11 protein-coding genes are annotated in these 17778 nt (G+C 69.9%); 7 read left to right on the top strand and 4 right to left on the bottom strand.

All coding sequences use genetic code 11. From position 1 onward, the window contains the following. Nucleotides 1-43: 43 nt before the first annotated feature. From AB0D14_RS00310 to AB0D14_RS00295, 4 genes are all read right to left on the bottom strand, one after another. Entirely contained in the window at nucleotides 44-1543 is a 1500-nt protein-coding gene (locus AB0D14_RS00310; protein WP_362772413.1) for an acyltransferase, read from the bottom strand. Nucleotides 1544-1659: 116 nt separating this feature from the next. Then, nucleotides 1660-3846 (bottom strand): glycosyltransferase, encoded by a 2187-nt coding sequence (locus AB0D14_RS00305; protein WP_362772411.1) that lies wholly within the window; start codon nucleotides 3844-3846, stop codon nucleotides 1660-1662. Beyond that, on the bottom strand, nucleotides 3846-4862 hold the full coding sequence (locus tag AB0D14_RS00300; RefSeq protein WP_362772408.1) for a hypothetical protein: 1017 nt from the start codon (nucleotides 4860-4862) through the stop codon (nucleotides 3846-3848). The genes AB0D14_RS00305 and AB0D14_RS00300 overlap by 1 nt, the downstream gene beginning before the upstream one ends. Before the next feature lie 397 nt (nucleotides 4863-5259). Continuing rightward, nucleotides 5260-6231, bottom strand: coding sequence for a LysR family transcriptional regulator (locus AB0D14_RS00295; RefSeq protein WP_362772405.1), 972 nt, complete (start codon nucleotides 6229-6231; stop codon nucleotides 5260-5262). A gap of 105 nt (nucleotides 6232-6336) precedes the next feature. On the opposite strand from AB0D14_RS00295, the gene AB0D14_RS00290 reads away from it, so the two are divergent. From AB0D14_RS00290 to AB0D14_RS00260, 7 genes are all read left to right on the top strand, one after another. Then, a complete protein-coding gene (locus tag AB0D14_RS00290) occupies nucleotides 6337-7698 on the top strand; it encodes an MFS transporter (protein WP_362772403.1) in 1362 nt (453 codons plus the stop codon). 497 nt (nucleotides 7699-8195) lie between these two features. Beyond that, nucleotides 8196-9491 carry an extracellular solute-binding protein gene (locus AB0D14_RS00285; protein WP_362772400.1) on the top strand — a complete coding sequence of 432 codons (1296 nt, stop codon included), beginning with the start codon at nucleotides 8196-8198 and terminating at the stop codon, nucleotides 9489-9491. 59 nt (nucleotides 9492-9550) lie between these two features. After that, entirely contained in the window at nucleotides 9551-10489 is a 939-nt protein-coding gene (locus AB0D14_RS00280; RefSeq protein WP_362773119.1) for a sugar ABC transporter permease, read from the top strand. Continuing rightward, complete coding sequence (locus tag AB0D14_RS00275; protein WP_362772398.1) at nucleotides 10486-11307, top strand: carbohydrate ABC transporter permease; 822 nt, start codon at nucleotides 10486-10488, stop codon at nucleotides 11305-11307. Before AB0D14_RS00280 ends, AB0D14_RS00275 begins: the two co-directional genes overlap by 4 nt. Before the next feature lie 90 nt (nucleotides 11308-11397). Then, entirely contained in the window at nucleotides 11398-13695 is a 2298-nt protein-coding gene (gene yicI / locus AB0D14_RS00270) for an alpha-xylosidase (RefSeq protein ID WP_362772396.1), read from the top strand. A gap of 2 nt (nucleotides 13696-13697) precedes the next feature. Continuing rightward, entirely contained in the window at nucleotides 13698-14702 is a 1005-nt protein-coding gene (locus AB0D14_RS00265) for a LacI family DNA-binding transcriptional regulator (protein WP_362772394.1), read from the top strand. Between the two features lie 68 nt (nucleotides 14703-14770). Continuing rightward, nucleotides 14771-17734: a glycoside hydrolase family 3 C-terminal domain-containing protein gene (locus AB0D14_RS00260; protein ID WP_362772392.1), complete on the top strand. Its 2964-nt coding sequence runs from the start codon at nucleotides 14771-14773 to the stop codon at nucleotides 17732-17734. Nucleotides 17735-17778 lie beyond the last annotated feature (44 nt).

Here is a 17778-nt window from a genome sequence, read left to right as displayed (position 1 = left end):
GTCCCCGACTTGGCCCGCGCAAACACACCCCCCGGTTGGATCCCTACCGTGCCTTCGCCCGAGCCCGTGGTCGGGAGCGCGGGCCGGAACCGGAGCCCGGGCCGGAATCGGGCCCCGAATGCGTGCCGGAGCCGGCGGGCTTCTTCGTTCCCGTCGGCCACAGTTGTGGCCGGCGCTTCGCCGCCAGGTCCTCCGCCCAGCCGAAACCGAGGACGCAGATCCCGATCAGGACCCAGGTGAGGACGAGGACGGGCCACGGGCTGTTCAGGAACCAGGGGTAGTCCTCCGACAACACGTCGATGTTCCACAGGCGGTCCCACTGCGTCGCCGCGATGAGGATGCACGTGTTGTGCCAGAGATAGATCGTCACGGCACGGGAGTTGAGCAGGGTGATCGGCTTGTCCCAGCGGCGCAGCCGGCGGGGCCACTCCGACCAGGACGGGCTGAAGTGCAGCAGAAGCAGCACGGTGCCACAGGACCAGAGCGCCTGGGCCAGCGGGATGCTGTCCAGGTCGTGGCCCTCGGAGAAGTTGTGGTTCGTCGCGTACCAGAGGCCGGCCAGTGCGATCGCCGGAGCCACCGAGGGGATCACATAGCGCGGGAGGCGCTGCAGGATGCCCTCCTGGTGGGCCATGCCGAGGATCCAGCAGGCACCGAAGGTGCTGAAGTCGGTGAGCGCCGAAGGGATCCGCTCGCCGGGCAGTGAGAGGTATTCGAGCTGGAACGCCGCCGACAGGAGGATCGGCGCCGCGATCGTCGCCAGCGGCAGCGCGCGCAGAGCCCGCAGCAGGAAGGGCGACAGCAGCACGTACCAGAGGTACGCACGGACGTACCAGAGCGGGCCCGCGAGTTCCGAGGCCCAGTCGTCGCCGATGAAGCCGTGGATCCCGGGCAGTCCCTCCGCGAACGGCGGATCGCTGACGGGGAGGATCCAGAACGTGAGGTGGAGCAGCCACCAGCCCGGGTGGCCGTCCTCGTCCGGTCCCCAGCCCTGGAGGACCATGCCGGTGACACCGATCGCGCCCAGGAGCCAGATCGGGGGGATCAGGCGGCGGACGCGGCTGCGGATGACCTGGGGGGCCGGGCGCTTCAGCGAGCGCGCCATGAGATTGCCGGCCAGCGCGAACATCACGCCCATGGACGGGAACACCAGTGGCAGCCAGGCCCAGCCGGTGAGGTGGTACAGGACGACCCGGAAGAGGGCGACCGCGCGGAGCAGGTCGAAGTAGCGGTCGCGGACGGGGGCGCGCTTGACCGGCGCCGAAGCACTCTCCGGTGCCGGAGGACCCTCCGTCCCCGGGAACGCTTTCGTCGCCGGGGCCCCTGCGAACGCGGCCGCCGACTCCGGCGGAGCTCCCGCTTCCGGAGGCACTCCTGCTTCCGGCCACACGGCCGTCGCCGACGGACCGTGTCCGAAGCCAGGTGCCGCGGCCGGCGTCACGGCTGGTGCCGCGGCCGGTGCCGGTGCCTGGCCGGGGAAGTTCCCGCCGTACGCGTCATGCGCCTCCCGTGGGTCACGCGGGCCGCCGTACGAGTTGTGCATCGAGTTGTCCTGTCCGGCCCTTGAACCGGCGCCTGCGCCGATACCAGTACCTCTGGCTGTGTCTGTGTCTCTGGGTGTACCTGGGCCGGGGCCGGGGATCCCGGGGGGCGGTGTGCTCATCCGACCGGCCTCCGGTCCCTCTCCGGCTGCTGTGCGGGCGAGCCCGCGGCCCCGGGGAGCCCCACCGCACCCGTGCGGCGGAGTTTCTGCCAGCGCAGCCGGCCGCCGGTCAGCGCGGTGATCCAGGACTGGAGCAGCACGACGTACATGAGCTGGCGGTACAGGATCTGCTGGAGCGGAAGGGAGACGAGGTGGGTCATGCGTTCCTTGTCGAGCCGGAACGCGTACGCGGCGCACACCGCCTGGACCGCCAGGACGCCGAACCAGGCGATGATCGTCTGCTCCGTGGGGCCGAACACCAGCCCGTAGAGAAGGAACACATCGATCAGGGGGGCGAGGAGCGGGGCCACGATCATGAAGAGGGCCACCAGGGGCATGCCGACCCGCCCGAAGCGGCCCGACGGACCTCGTTCGATGATCGCCCTGCGGTGCTTCCAGATCGCCTGCATCGTGCCGTACGACCAACGGTAGCGCTGGGACCAGAGCTGCTGGACGGACTCCGGGGCCTCGGTCCACGCGCGGGCGTTCTCCGCGTACACGACCCGCCAGCCGTCGCGGTGCATCGCGATGGTGATGTCGGTGTCCTCGGCGAGCGTGTCGTCGCTCATGCCGCCGACGCGCTTGAGCGCGGACCGCCGGAACGCGCCGACCGCACCGGGGATGGTCGGCATGCAGTTGAGCATGTCGTACATACGGCGGTCGAGGTTGAAGCCCATCACGTACTCGATGTGCTGCCAGGCGCCGATCAGCGAGTCGCGGTTGCCCACCTTCGCGTTGCCCGCGACCGCGCCGACGCTCGGGTCGCCGAAGGGCTGGACCAGTTCGCGCACGGTGGCCGGTTCGAAGACGGTGTCGCCGTCCATCATCACGATGAGGTCGTGACGGGCGTTCGCCACACCCCTGTTGAGGGCGGCGGGCTTGCCCGCGTTGAGCTGGCGCACGACGCGTACGTTCGGCAGGTGGAGGTTCTCGACGATGCGCGCGGTGCCGTCGCTCGACCCGTCGTCGATGACGATCACCTCGACGGGGTGATCGCTCGCCACGAGTGAGTGGACCGTCTGCTCGATGCACTTGGCCTCGTTGTAGGCGGGCACGAGGACGGACACCGGTTCGGTGATCGGCCTCCCCCAGCTGAAGCCGCGGCGGCGGACCTTGCGGGCGTGCAGGACGGAGAGGATCAGCATCAGCCCGAAGCGGGTGAGGACCAGGACTCCGATGACGGCGAGGCCGACGACCAGGACGGACGTCGTGTTCTCCGAGGCCTGGACCGCGAGGACCCATGCCTTGCCCTTCCACAGGCCGGGGCCGGTGACCTCGGTGTGCGCGCTCGGTGCTTTGAGGGCCTCGGTGAGATTCCTGAACTTGTAGTTCTCGGCCTGCATGTGCGGCACGAACCGGTCGAGCGCCTGGACAGTTTGCTGACGGTCGCCGCCGGAGTCGTGCATCAGCACGATCCCGCCCTGGCCGCGCTCGGGCGTGGCACGGCGGATGATCTCTTCGACGCCGGGCTTCTGCCAGTCCTCGCTGTCCGTGTTGTTGACGACGGTGAGGTAGCCCTGGCTGCCGATGTACTCGGTCACCGGCCACGACTTGTTGTCCATGGCGTCGGCGAACGAGGAGTACGGCGGCCGGAACAGCGAGGTGCGGATGCCCGCGGCACCTTCGAGGGCCAGCTGGTTCTGGGACAGCTCCCAGCGGATGCGGGCCTTGGACTGGAAGGAGAGGTCGGGGTGGTTGAAGGTGTGCAGCCCGACCTCGTGGCCCTCGTCGACCATGCGCTTGACCAGGTCCGGGTAGCGCGAGGCGTTGGTGCCGGTCACGAAGAAGACGGCGTGCGCGTCGTACTTCTTGAGGACGTCGAGGACTCTCGGGGTCCACTTGGGGTCCGGGCCGTCGTCGAAGGTGAGAACGATCCGGTGTTTGGGGATTTCCAGGCTCGTCTGCTTACCACCGCGGGTGTCGATGACCGGGCCGCCGTCCAGGACCTTTGGGGGGACCTTGTCGGTGGCGGCCGCGGCCTGGATGCGGTGGTCGGCGAGGATCTCGCTGTGTACGAAGCCGCGCAGCATCAGCATCGCCATCAGGGCGACGAGGAGGAGCGAGGGCAGCAGATATCGCATGGGGAGGCGTCGGCGCCTGATGGCGCCCCGCTCTGCACCATGGAGGTGGGGGCGCGGTGCCATCAGAGGACGTTCTCCGGGGACGATGAGGAGAGGGGAGACGAGGGAGCGGTGGTCGCATCCGTCGACACGGGGAGCGGCTCAGGAGTGAGCGGCGCGCCGGCCTCGGTGTCGGTGTTGCTCCCTGCCGAGGGATCCGAGGGATCCGGTGAGACGCCGGTGCCGGTCGGCTCCGGGGCGGGTGACGAGGTGACCGGGTCCGGCGAGCTGGAAGTGCTCGGCTTCGGCTCGTCGGCCGGCTTGGTTTTGCTGACCGAGGGCTTGGGGTCGGCGCTCTTTCCCGGGCCCGTGGCGCTGACCGACGGGTTCGGCGACGTGCCTGCCCCCGGCGACCCGGTCGTCAGGTCGTCGGCCGACGGGGTGCTGCCCGGTGAGGGGCTCAGCGGGCCGGAGGGGTCCGCGGATTCGGCGGTCAGGGGCGGGGTGTCGACCTTGCCGGCCGGCGGAGCGTCGTTCTTCCCCAGTTCGGGGAGCCAGGGCGCGGTGGAGTTGCCCGACACGAGCGTGACGAGGATGACCACCGCGTAGAGCGCGCAGGCCATGCCGACCGCCATGCCGATCCTGCGGTATCTGCGGCTGCGGCGGCCCGTCTCGTCGACGAAGACCGGGCCGTCCGGGGCCTCCTGGGCACCGGGAGCGCCCTTGGCCTGCTGGACGAGCCAGTCCTCTATCTGCCGTCCCACACCGTCGAGCTGGACCGTGACCTCGTGCGGGTCGTGGGTGTGCTCGGGGTGGTCGGACTCCTGCCAGGCGTCGTCCTGTCCGGCGTCGTCCTGTGCGGCATCGTCCTGTCCGGCATCGGGGTCGAACGTGGGGCCGACGATTCTGTCGGAAGAGCCGGGAAGGACCGTGGTGCCACCGGTGGAGCCGGGGAGGCCCGAAGTGCCCGCGGAACTGACGGAACTGACGGAGCTGACAGACCTGACGGAGCTGGCAGAACCCGCGGAGTCTGCGGGGTCGACGGAGCCAACGGTGCCGGTGGCACCCCAGGCTATGTGGCCCGGTTCCAGCCGGGTCACGTCCTGGTCGTCGCTTCTCCGGTCGTCGCTTCTCCAGACGCCGCTTCTCCAGTGCGCGGCGCCGGACACGTCTGTGCCACCGGCGTCACCGTAACTGCCGCGGATCGACTGTTCAGGCCCTTTTTGGACCGGCCGCCCGGCCTCGTCACGGGGTGACCGATCGGCTCTGCCCGCACCGGACTGATCGGAATCATTCCGACCTGGTTGAGCGTCTTCTGGCCAATTGTTCACGCGCACGTACTTCCCCCCACGGGACTCGTTCTGGGGTGGCACGTGCGACCCGGAAACCCGCACGTCATCGTCCATACCGGACCCCCACCCGGCCCGAGCGCCCCTTTTATCACACTGCACCCGGGCCACGAATGTATCGCACGTGGAGATGGGTGAAGGTTCGGTATCAGATTCGGCTCCTCATAATGAGTGCATCTGTGGCCGGAATCCACCCTCCTGAAGGGCGCTCCAGCCATCCCTCGTCCGCCGAGAGTCGCGCCGCCGCGGCCCGCAATGCTTCAACTCCGGGATGAGCCAGCCCCTTTCGCCACACCAGTGACACGGGTGACAGCGGGACGGGGTCGACGAGGGGACGAAGGGTAGAACCGGACATGGCTGGAAAATCCACCACGGCGAGAACCGGGGTCCGTGTCTTGGCCATGACCCTTCGGAACTCCTCGGTGCCGACGGCGAGCGGTGCGGGTGCCGCGACCTCGATCCCACGTCCCTCGAAGAGCTGACGGGCCAGGTCGGTCCATTCGAGCGTCCGGGGATTCCCGGCACCCGCGTACACCTGCTCCCCCGCCAGGGCGTCGAGCGGTACGGCGTCCAGCGCGGCCAGGTGGTGGTCCTCGGGCAGCACGACGGCCATCGGCTCGTACCGTACGGGCTGCTGCTCCAGGCGGGCGCGGAGCGCCGGGTCGAGGCCCGCGAACCGTCCGAAGGACGCGTCGAGCCGCCCGGCGAGCAGTTCGGCCGCGGCGCCGGTGAGACCGCTCTCGAAGCGGGCCATCAGTTCGCAGTCGGGAGCGAGCGCACGGGCCAGGGCCAGGACCCGGCCGGAGGCGAGACCGGGACTGTTCACGTCGACGAGCAGGGGGCGCGCGGCGTCCGCCCGCCCGAAGGCGACGAGCAACTCGTCCTGCGCCTCCAGGGCCCGGCGCGCGTGCGGCAGCAGCCGCTCACCGTCGGGGGTGAGCGTCACCTGCCGGGTGGTGCGTACGAACAGGTCTGCGCCCAGTTCCCGTTCCAGACGCCGGATGTCCCGGCTGAGGGCCTGCTGGGCGACGTACAGCCGGCCGGCCGCGCGAGTGAAGTGCAGGTCCTCGGCGACGGCCAGGAAGGCGCGCAGCAGCCGGGGTTCGAGGTGGGCGGGCATCGGGCGAACCTACAACGACTCACAAAACGACTTACAACATGAGTGCGTGAATCGGCACGGAGATGGTGTTGGACCCCCGACGGCGGGCGGGGCGAACGTTGATCCATGCCGCTACAGCCCTCCCGGCCGCCCTCAAGACCGTTTCCTCCACCACGCCCTCGACCACGCCTTCAGTTACGCCTTCGGTCAATCCCTCGGCGGCCCTCGGGGCCACTCCCTGAACCCCCTCAGCCGCGCCCTCGGCGGCCGTCGCGCAATCCCTACCGTCAGCTCTTCGACATACCCGGCACGCGAGCGTTCACGATCGGGAATCTGATCGCCCGCCTCCCGATGGGCATGTTCAGCGTGAGCGCCGTGATCATGATCGCGGGGACACGGGGCTCGTACGCGCTCGCGGGAGCCGTGACCGCCACCGGACTGGCGGCGACGGCGGTCGTCGCGCCCTGGACCGCACGTCTCGTCGATCGGCACGGCCAGGCCCGGATCGCCGTCCCCGCGACCGCGGTCGCGGCGCTCGGCTCACTCGCGCTGCTGCTCTGCGTCCGTCACGGGGCGCCCGACTGGACGTTGTTCGCCACGTACGCGGCCACGGCGACGACACCCAACACCGGGGGCATGTCCCGGGCGCGCTGGGCCCATCTCCTCAAGGGCGACCCGGCACGACTGCACACGGCGAACTCCTTCGAACAGGCCGCGGACGAGCTGTGTTTCATGCTCGGGCCGGTGCTGGCCGCGCTCCTGTGCGGGGCGCTCTTCCCGGAGGCGGGCACCCTCGTCGCGGTCGTCCTGCTGATGACCGGTGCCCTGGTGTTCACCGCCCAGCGCTCGACGGAACCGCCCGCCCGGGGCCGTACGGACGCCGGTGCGCCGCCCCCACTCCGGGCACCCGGGATACCCCCGCTGCTGATCGGTTTCCTCGCCACGGGCGCGGTGTTCGGCTCGATGGAGGTGGTGACGATCGCGTTCGCGGACGCACAGGGACACCGCTCGGCGGCCGGGGTGATCCTCGCCCTCCAGGCGGCCGGCTCGTGTGCGGCGGGGCTCCTCTACGGGGCGTTGAAGCCGCGCATGCCTGTCGAACGGAGGTACCTTCTGAGCGTCGCCGCGATGGCACCTCTGATGTGCCTGCCCCTCCTCGCCGCCACGCTCGGCGGTGGTCGGCTCGCCCCTCTCGGCCTCGCACTGCTGCTCGCCGGGATGGCGACGGCCCCGACGATGGTCACGGCCATGACGCTGCTCCAGCGCCGCACGCCGGAGGGCCGGCTGAACGAGGGCATGACGCTGGCGGTGACCGGTCTGCTGGGCGGGATCGCCTGCGGGTCCGCGCTCGGCGGGTGGGTGGTGGAGCACGGGTCGGCTGCCGCCGGCTACGTCGTCCCGGTCGCCGCGGCCGCGACGGCTCTGCTGATCGCCGGCGCGACCGCGGTGCGCGGCCCCCGCCGGCCGCCTCGCCGACCGCCCGCGTGACAGCAGCGCGGTGCCGTCGGCGACCGCCTACGCGGCGGCGGCCCGTCGCCTCCGCCCTGGCTCGCCCTCCTGCAGCGCCGCCCCGAGGATCCGCGGGTTCGCTGTGGCTGGTCGCGCAGTTCCCCGCGCCCCTGAAACGGCTACGCCGTTCCCGGGCTGCTGGAGGCATGATCGGTCCGTTCCTCGCGGCCTCGGAGCAGGGGCGCAGCACCTGCTCTTGAGGGGCGCGGGGAACTGCGCGACCAGCCACAGCCGACCCGCACCCGCCCACAGCCCGCCCGCAGGGCCACGGCCCGCCCGCAGGGCACTCGTCCGGCCCGCCGAACGCGGGACCCAATTCCCGCGCACCCCATTGACTCGCCCGGGCCCCCCACATACGTTCCCCCGTCGAAGCGCTTCGACGACACTCATCGAATCGATTCGATGGGTGTTGCATGCGTGCTGCGCGAGTGATGCGTGATGCTCCGATACCCATCCGACTCCCCTGGAGGCACTGGATGTTGACGACACGAAGGCGTGTGATGGCGGCGGCAGCGGCGGTGGTGAGCACCACCCTGCTGCTGGCCTCCTGCGGTGACTCGGACAGTGGGTCCTCCGACGGGAAGACGCTGAAACTGTGGCACTACGAAAGCCCCGACAGCGCGATGGCCGTGGCCTGGAACGCGGCCATCAAGGAGTTCGAGAAGACCCACCCGGGCGTCAAGGTGAAGTTCGAGGAGAAGGGTTTCGAGCAGATCCAGAAGACGGCCCCGATGGTCCTCAACTCCAATGACGCGCCCGACCTCATGGAGTACAACAAGGGCAACGCGACAGCCGGGCACCTCTCCCAGCAGGGGCTGCTCACCGATCTGTCCGCGCAGGTGACCGAACGCGGCTGGGACAAGAAGCTCAGCGCGGGCGTGCGGACCACCAGCCAGTACGACGCCAAGGGCGTGATGGGTTCCGGGAAGTGGTACGGAATCCCCAACTACGCCGAGTACACGATGGTGTTCTACAACAAGGACCTCTTCGACAAGTACAAGATCGCCGAGCCGAAGACGTTCGACGAGCTGACCGCCGCCATGGACACGTTCGTGGGCAAGGGCATCACGCCGCTCGCCAACGGGGGCTCCGAGTACGTGGCCCAGCAGTACCTGTACCAGCTGGCGCTGTCGAAGGCCGACCGCGCCTGGGTGGACTCGTACGAGCTCTACAAGGGCAAGCCGGACTTCCACGACGCCGCCTGGACGTACGGCGCCGAGACCTTCGCGGACTGGGTGAAGAAGGGCTACATCAGCAAGAAGTCCACGAGTACGAAGGCTGAGGACGCCGGGGTCTCGTTCATGCAGGGCAAGAGCCCGATCCTGTTCTCCGGCAGCTGGTGGTACGGCCGGTTCGCCGCGGAGAACAAGTTCGACTGGGGCACGTTCCTGTGGCCGGAGTCGAACATGAGCCTCGGCTCGGGCGGCAACCTGTGGGTGGTCCCCAAGGGCGCCAAGAACAAGGAACTGGCGTACGACTTCATCGACATCACCATGTCGAAGAAGATCCAGAACCTGCTCGGCAACAGCGGTGGTATTCCGGTGGCCGCCGATACCGCAGCCATCAAGAACCCGAAGTCCAAGGAGCTCATCGCCGACTTCAACACCCTTTCCGAGCGGGACGGTCTGGCGTTCTATCCCGACTGGCCGGCCGCCGGTTTCTACGACGTCCTCGTCTCCGAGACGCAGAAGCTGATCACGGGGAGCGCGAAACCGGACGCCTACCTGGACGCGGTTGAGGCGGCGTACGGCAAGGGCGTAGAGGACCAGTGACGGTCACCGTCGAACGGGGCGGCAGGGACAGCCGGGGTGGCCGAGGCGGCAGGGACAGCCTGGTCGTCGAAGCGCGTCACCAGTCGAAGGGCCCGCGCCGCCCCCGTGACTCGTACGCCCTGTTCCTGCTCCCCGGGGCCCTCGCCTTCCTCGTGATCATCATCGTGCCGTTCCTGATGAACACGGGCGTGAGCTTCACCGAGTGGCAGGGCGTCGGCACCCCGAAGTGGACCGGGCTCGCCAACTACCGGGAGCTGATGGACGACGCGGAGTTCTGGGCGTCCTTCCGGCACAGCCTCTTCATGGTCGTCGCGATGGCGGTCGTGCCGACCGTCCTCGGGCTGGTGCTCGCCGCCGCGCTCTTCGACTTCGTCGGCAAACACTTCGGCAGCAGGACGGCGGCCGTACTGCGGGCCTGCTTCTATCTGCCGCAGGTGCTGCCCATCGCGGTCGCGGGCATCGTGTGGAGCTGGATCCTCGCGCCGGAGAACGGCTCGCTGAACGAACTCCTGAAGGCGGTCGGGCTCGGGAGCCTCCAGCAGGACTGGCTCGGCGACCCCGACCTCGCGCTCTACAGCGTCATGGGCGTGATGGTCTGGGTGCAGCTCGGCTTCCCGCTCGTCATCTTCATGGCGGGGCTGCAGCGCGTCGACCCGCAGCTGTACGAGGCCGCCGAGCTGGACGGGGCCGGCTGGTGGCGCCGGTTCTGGCATGTCACGCTGCCGCAGATCAGGCCCGAGATCTATGTCGTGCTGCTCTGGTGCACGATCGCCGCGCTCAAGGTGTTCGGCGCGGTGTACGTGCTCACCAAGGGCGGTCCTGGCGGAGCGACCGACGTGCCGTCGTACTTCTCGTTCACCACGTTCTTCGAGAAGACACAGGTCGGGTACGGGGCCGCGATCTCGACCGTCCTGACCGTGATCGTCCTGGTGCTCACCGTGGTCGGCCTGAAGCTCCAGACCCGTGCCGAGGACGCCGAGATGGGAGTTGTGCGATGACCGCCCTTCGCCGTTACCCCGTGCTGGTCGCCCTGGTCATCGGGGCCCTGTTCATGGTCCTGCCCTTCCTGATCGTCACGGTCAACGCGGTGAAGTCGCCCGCCGAGTACGCGGCGAACGGCCCCCTGAGCCTTCCCGAGGGCGTCTACCTCGACGGGCTGAAGGACTTCTGGGAGCGCGTCGACTTCGGGCAGAAGCTCATCAACTCGGTGCTGATCAGCGGCTCGGTCGCGCTGGGCGCGGTCGTCCTGTCCGTCCTCAACGCGTACGCGATCGGCATCGGACGGATCAAGGGCCGCACCTGGGTGCTCGCCTTCTTCGTGCTGGCGAACATGCTGCCGCAGGAGGCGCTGGTCTACCCGGTCTACTACCTGAGCAAGGAAGCCGGTCTGTACGACACCCGGCTGAGCGTGATCATCGTCTTCATCGTGGTCCAGGCCGCCTTCGGCACGTATCTGCTCTCCGCCGTCCTCACCCAGTTCCCGCGCGAGATCATCGAGGCCGCCCGGATCGACGGGGCGAACAAGTGGCAGGTGCTGTGGCGGATCGTGGTACCCGTCAGCCGGCCCACCATCGGCGTGCTGCTTGTCTTCTTCTTCATCTGGACCTGGAACGAGTTCCTGCTCCCGCTGGTGATGCTGATCTCCAACGACAACCAGACCGTGTCGGTGGCGCTCGGCGTCCTCCAGGGCCAGCGCCTGATGGACGCCACGATGACGAACGCGGCCGCGCTCCTGGGCGTCCTGCCGGCCATCGTCTTCTTCCTCGTCTTCCAGCGGACGCTCACCCGCGGTATCGCCGTGGGTGCCGTCAAGTAACCGGCATGGAATCGGCATGGACTCGGCGAGGAACCCGCAAGGAACCGGGCCAGGTATCCGTCGAACAACCGTCAAACAAGGGGTGTGCGCGTGAAGTTCACCGACGGCTACTGGCTGCTGCGCGAGGGCGTGACAGCCGCCCACCCGGTCGAGGTCCTCGACGTGACCGCCGGGCCCGGGGCCCTGGAGATCCACGCGCCGACCCAGCCCATCCGCCACCGCGGCGATCTGCTGAAAGGACCGGTCGTGACGATCGGCGCGCACGCCCCGATGCCCGACGTCATCGGCGTCACGTTCACACACTTCGAGGGCGAGGAGTCCCGGGGGCCACAGTTCGAGCTGGGCAGGGAGGACGACTTCCGGGCGCACACCGAGTACGACGACGAGTCCGCGACCCTCACCGCGGGCGCCCTTTCCGTGCGGGTGAGCCGCACCGGTCCCTGGCACGTGGACTTCCTCGCCGACGGCCGCACCCTCACGAGCAGCGGCCCCAAGGGCATGGGCATCATGCGCGACGCCGGCAGCGGCGGCCACTATCTGCGGGAGCAGCTGAACCTCGGCGTGGGCACGCATGTCTTCGGGCTCGGTGAGCGCTTCGGGCCGCTGGTCAAGAACGGTCAGGTCGTCGACATGTGGAACGCCGACGGGGGCACGGCCACCGAACAGGCGTACAAGAACGTGCCGTTCTATCTGACCGACGCGGGGTACGGCGTCTTCGTCGACCATCCGGGCCGGGTGTCGTTCGAGGTGGGCTCGGAGGCGGTGTCCCGGGTCCAGTTCAGCGCCGAGACCCAGCAGCTGACGTACTACGTGATCTACGGGCCGACCCCGAAGGACATCATCCGCAAGTACACGGCCCTCACCGGCCGGCCGGCACTGCCGCCCGCCTGGTCGTTCGGGCTGTGGCTGTCGACGTCCTTCACCACGTCGTACGACGAGGCCACCGTCACCTCCTTCATCGACGGCATGAAGGAGCGCGAACTCCCCCTGTCCGTGTTCCACTTCGACTGCTTCTGGATGCGCGAGTTCAACTGGTGCGACTTCGAGTGGGATCCACGGGTCTTCCCCGACCCGGAGGGGATGCTGGCCCGCCTCAAGGAACGCGGGCTGCACATCAGCGTCTGGATCAACCCGTACATCGCGCAGCGTTCGGCGCTGTTCGCGGAGGGCAAGGCCCTCGGGCATCTGCTGAAGCGGCCGGACGGCAGTGTCTGGCAGTGGGACCTGTGGCAGCCGGGCATGGCCCTGGTCGACTTCACCAGTGAGGCCGCCCGCGACTGGTACGCGTCGAAGCTGGAGGCGCTGCTCGCCCAAGGCGTCGACTGCTTCAAGACCGACTTCGGGGAGCGGGTCCCGCTCGACGTGGTGTACGCGGACGGCGGCGACCCCGAGCGGATGCACAACTACTACACCTACCTCTACAACCGGACCGTGTTCGACGTGCTGCGCAAGCACCGCGGGGAGGGCGAGGCGGTCGTCTTCGCGCGGTCGGCGACCGCGGGCAGCCAGAAGTTCCCCGTGCACTGGGGCGGCGACTGCGAGGCGACGTACGAGTCGATGGCCGAGTCGCTGCGCGGCGGACTCTCCCTCGGTCTGTCCGGGTTCGGCTACTGGAGCCACGACATCGGCGGCTTCGAGGGCACCCCGACACCCGCCCTCTTCAAGCGCTGGCTCGCCTTCGGACTCCTCTCCTCGCACAGCAGGCTGCACGGCAGCTCCTCGTACCGCGTGCCGTGGCTCTTCGACGAGGAGGCCGTGGACGTCCTGCGCCTGTTCACCCGCCTGAAGCTGCGCCTCATGCCGTATCTGTACGAGGCCGCCCGCACCGCTCACGCGCAGGGGGTGCCGATGATGCGCGCGATGGTCCTGGAGTTCCCGGACGATCCCGGGTGCGCGCATCTGGAGCGGCAGTACATGCTCGGCCCGGATCTGCTGGTCGCGCCGGTGTTCTCCGACGACGGGGACGTGTCGTACTACGTGCCCGAGGGCACCTGGACGCACTTCCTGACCGGGCGGCCGGTGACCGGCCCCCGCTGGGTGCGCGAGGAGCACGGCTTCTCCAGCGTGCCGCTCCTCGTCAGGCCGGGTGCGGTGATCCCGGTGGGCGCCGTCGAGGACCGTCCCGACTATCCGTACGCGGACGGGGTCACCCTGCACGCGTACGGTCTGGCCCGCGGCGCGCAGGTCACGGTGCCCGTGGACGGGGTGACCTTCACCGTCGTACGGGAAGGGGACACGCTGCGGGCGTCGTCGAGCGATCCGGCGGCGCCCTGGGCACTGGCGGCGGGCGGCGGGACCGTGCGGGCAGCCGCCGGAACCGGGTTCCTGTCCTTGGAACTGGAGCCGGAGCCGGAGCCGGCAGAGGTTCTGGGCCGGGAGCGGGGCTGAGCATGGTGAAGATCACCGATGTGGCCCGGCACGCGGGAGTGTCCCCCAGCACCGTCTCGTACGCGCTGAGCGGCAAGCGTCCGATCTCCGAGGAGACCCGGCAGCGCGTCGAGGACAGCATCCGCGAGCTGGGCTACCGGCCGCACGCGGGCGCCAGGGCCCTGGCCAGCAGCCGGTCGAACGTGCTGGCGCTGGTGGTTCCGCTGCGGGCCGGCATCCACGTGCCGGTGGTGATGCAGTTCGCGGTGTCCGTGGTGACGGCCGCGCGCCGCCACGACCACGACGTGCTGCTGCTCACCCAGGAGGAGGGGGAGGACGGGCTGCGGCGGGTCGCGGACACCGCCCTCGTGGACGCGCTGATCGTGATGGACGTCCAGCTCCACGACGCCCGGCTCCCGTTGCTGCGCGGCCTGGACCTGCCCTCCGTACTCATCGGGTTCCCGGCCGAGCCCGCCGGACTGACCTGCATCGACCTGGACTTCACGGCGGCGGGCGAGCTGTGTGTCGAGCATCTGGCGGGGCTCGGGCACCGGGTGATCGGGCTGGTGGGCTCACCGCCCGAGGTGTACGTACGGGAGACGGGGTTCGCCCAGCGGGTGGTCCAGGGCTTCACCGCGGCGGCTGACCGCAACGGCATCGCCTCCTCGGTGCACCCGTGCGAGGCGGCACCCGCGGCGGCCCGGCAGGTCGCCGAACAACTCCTGCGGGAACGGCCTGCCCTCACGGGGGTCGTGGTGCACAACGAGCCGGTCCTGGAGCCGCTGATCGACGCCTTCGAATCGCTCGGGTTACGGGTCCCGGGGGATCTGTCGGTCACCGCGATCTGCCCGGACGAGCTGGCCGGACGAGTCCGGGTGCCCGTCACCTCGATCGCCATCCCGGCCGACGAGGTGGGCGCCGGATCGGTGGAACTGCTGATGAAGAAGCTGGGCGGCACGCCCGTACCGGAGGCCACCCTGCTCCCGCCACGGCTGACCGTACGGGCGAGCACACTGCCGCGCCCCTGAAGCCTGAGCACACCCCCACGTAAGAGTGTCCCGGCCCCGTGCAAGGCCCTAGTTGAGGGAGCCATGCCATGAAAGGCAAGAAAAGACAGAGAACCGCCGTGAGCCGGGGCCTCCCCGCCCTGGCCATGGGCCTGACCCTGATCGCCGGCCTCGGCGCCACCGTACCGGCCGCGGCCGGCGACCCCGCGTACCCCTTCCGCGACCCCCGCCTCTCCGTGGAGCGCCGCGTCGACGACCTCCTCTCCCGTCTCACCCTCGACGAGAAGATCTCCCTGCTCCACCAGGCGCAGCCCGCGATCCCGCGCCTGGGCGTCCAGTCGTTCAGGACCGGCACCGAGGCACTGCACGGGGTCGCCTGGCTGGGCGAGGCGACCGTCTTCCCGCAGGCCGTGGGGCTCGCGTCGACCTGGGACCCCGCCCTGATCCGGCAGGTCGGCTCGGCGGTCGGCGACGAGGCGCGCGGCTTCCAGCAGGAGCGCCCGGCCGGCTGGGGCCTCAACCTGTGGGCGCCCGTGGTCAACCCGCTCCGCGACCCGCGCTGGGGCCGCAACGAGGAGGGCTACTCCGAGGACCCGTATCTCACGAGTTCGATGGCGACCGCGTACGGCACCGGCCTGACCGGCGGCGATCCCGGGCAGCTGAAGACGGCGCCCACGCTCAAGCACTTCCTCGGCAACAACAACGAGGCCGACCGCACGACCACGTCCTCCGACCTGCGCCCGCGGGTGCTGAAGGAGTACGAGGAGCAGGCGTTCAGGCCGGCGATCGAGGCGGACGCGGCGACGGGCGTGATGTCCTCGTACAACCTCGTCAACGGCCGCCCGGCCACGGTGAATCCTGCGCTCGGCGAGGAGGTGCGCACCTGGTCCTCGCGGGGCCTGCTGAACGTCACCGACGCCTACGCGCCCAACAACCTGACCGGCACCGGCAGTCAGAAGTACTACGACACCCTCGCCGAGGGGAACGCGGCCGCGCTGAAGGCGGGCATCGACAGCTTCACGACGGACGACACGAACTCCGTGCCGACGACCACGGCCGTCAGGTCGGCGCTGGCCGAGGGGCGGCTGAAGGAGTCGGACGTCGACACGGCGGCCGGGCACATCCTCGACGTCCGGGTCCGGCTCGGTGAGTTCGACCCGGGCGGCGGGAAGTACGGGGCCATCGACAAGTCGGTCGTGAACAGCCCGGCGCACCAGAAGCTCGCGCGGAAGGCGGCGGCCGACGCGGCGGTCCTGCTGAAGAACTCGGACGGCGCGCTGCCGCTGAAGGCTTCCGAGAAGGACGTGGCTGTCGTCGGCCCCCTCGCCGACACCCTCTACACCGACTGGTACTCGGGCACCCTCCCGTACGCGGTCACCCCGAAGGAGGGCATCTCCGCGAGGCTCGGCACCTCCGTGGCCGGCAGTGAGGGCGTCGACCGGATCTCGCTGCGGAACACGGAGAGCGGGGCGTACGTCACGGCGGGGACGGACGCCGGCGGCGCGGCGCTGAAGGAGAGCGCCGGCGGAGGGGCGGCTGCCCAGTTCGACGTGTTCGACTGGGGTGCCGGCATCGTGACACTGCGCTCGGCCGCCAACGGAAAATACGTGGGCTACAACTGGTCGGACTTCGTCAACGACCAGGTCCAGCCGAACGGCTGGTACGTCCAGCAGCAGTTCGCGCTGGAGGAGCAGGACGACGGTACGTACCTGCTGCGGTACGCGGGCTACGAGACCCGGGAGTCCTGGTGGTCGAACCCGGTCTACCTCGGCCCGGCAGGACCCGACGGCACACTCGGCCTGGTCGGAAAGGCGGAGGCCGCGCACTACGGCAAGGACGTCGTCCGCAGCGGCTCCGCGGAGGCCGTGGCGGCGGTGAAGGGCAAGGACGCGGCGGTCGTGGTGGTCGGGTCCATGCCCGCGATCAACGGGCGCGAGAACGACGACCGCGAGGACATGGGTCTGGCCCCGTCCCAGGAATCCCTGGTCAAGGCGGTGCGCAAGGCCAACCCGAACACCGTCGTGGTCGTCGAGAACAGCTATCCGACGACCCTCGGCGCCCTCCGGGACGAGGTCCCGGCGCTCCTGTGGACCACGCACGCGGGCCAGGAGACCGGCAACGCCCTCGCCGACGTCCTCTTCGGCGACGTCAACCCGGCCGGGCGGCTCACCCAGACCTGGTACCGGTCGGAGGCCGACCTGCCCTCCATCCTGGAGTACGACAACATCAAGTACGACCGCACCTACCAGTACTTCAGGGGCGATCCGCTGTACGAGTTCGGCTACGGGCTCTCGTACTCGTCCTTCCGCTACGGGCCGCTGCGGCGCGTCGACGGCGGTTACGAGGTCGCGGTGACGAACACGGGCCGCCGCGCCGGCGACGAGGTCGTGCAGCTCTACGCCCACCAGCGGGAGTCGCGCGACAAGCAGCCGCTGAAGCAGTTGGAGTCCTTCCGGCGGGTCTCGCTGAAGCCGGGCGAGACGAGGACGGTGAAGCTGGCGCTGCGGGAGAAGGACCTCGCGCACTGGGATGTCACCCGGTCCCGGTGGGTGGTGGAGAGCGGGACGTACGACGTCCTGGTGGGCGCGTCCTCCGAGGACATCCGCTCCCGTGCCGCGCTGAAGGTGCGGGGCGAGACGATTCCGGCGCGGGATCTCTCCCGGCCGGCCCGGGCGGAGAACTTCGACGACTACGAGGGGGTGCGCCTGGTGGACGAGTCCAAGGTGCGGGGCACCGCTGTGGGGGCCTCGCGTGACGGTGCCTGGTTGAAGTTCACCGACTCCCGGCTGACCGGCCCCCGGCCGATCGGCTCCCGACCGGGCTCCGGTGGCGCGAAGTTCAGCGCGCGGGTGGCCGGGGCGGCCGGAAAGGTGGAGATACGGCTCGGCTCGCCCTCCGGGACGCTCGTCGGTACGGCGCCGGTGTCCGGGACGGGGTCGGTGTACACGTACGCCGACGTGGGCGCGCGCCTGTCGGCTGCCGCGAAGGGGCGCCAGGACGTGTATCTGGTGCTGGGGGACGGCATGCGGGTGTCTACGTTCACGATCCGCTGAGCGACGTCGGTGCCGTGACGGTCCAGGGCGCTTGCGGGCGCCCT

Source organism: Streptomyces sp. NPDC048484 (assembly GCF_040651415.1).
Lineage (GTDB): Bacteria > Actinomycetota > Actinomycetes > Streptomycetales > Streptomycetaceae > Streptomyces.
Note: the sequence above shows the minus strand (reverse complement) of the source record. Positions and strands in the feature narration are given on the sequence as shown.

Bases quoted from the DNA above. Each gene is read 5' to 3' on its own strand.
- AB0D14_RS00290 (WP_362772403.1), top strand. From the start codon at position 6,337: ATGCCGCTACAGCCCTCCCGGCCGCCCTCAAGACCGTTTCCTCCACCA.
- AB0D14_RS00265 (WP_362772394.1), top strand. From the start codon at position 13,698: ATGGTGAAGATCACCGATGTGGCCCGGCACGCGGGAGTGTCCCCCAGC.
- AB0D14_RS00305 (WP_362772411.1), bottom strand. From the start codon at position 3,846: ATGGCACCGCGCCCCCACCTCCATGGTGCAGAGCGGGGCGCCATCAGG.
- AB0D14_RS00260 (WP_362772392.1), top strand. From the start codon at position 14,771: ATGAAAGGCAAGAAAAGACAGAGAACCGCCGTGAGCCGGGGCCTCCCC.
- AB0D14_RS00275 (WP_362772398.1), top strand. From the start codon at position 10,486: ATGACCGCCCTTCGCCGTTACCCCGTGCTGGTCGCCCTGGTCATCGGG.
- AB0D14_RS00295 (WP_362772405.1), bottom strand. From the start codon at position 6,231: ATGCCCGCCCACCTCGAACCCCGGCTGCTGCGCGCCTTCCTGGCCGTC.
- AB0D14_RS00310 (WP_362772413.1), bottom strand. From the start codon at position 1,543: ATGCACAACTCGTACGGCGGCCCGCGTGACCCACGGGAGGCGCATGAC.
- AB0D14_RS00285 (WP_362772400.1), top strand. From the start codon at position 8,196: ATGTTGACGACACGAAGGCGTGTGATGGCGGCGGCAGCGGCGGTGGTG.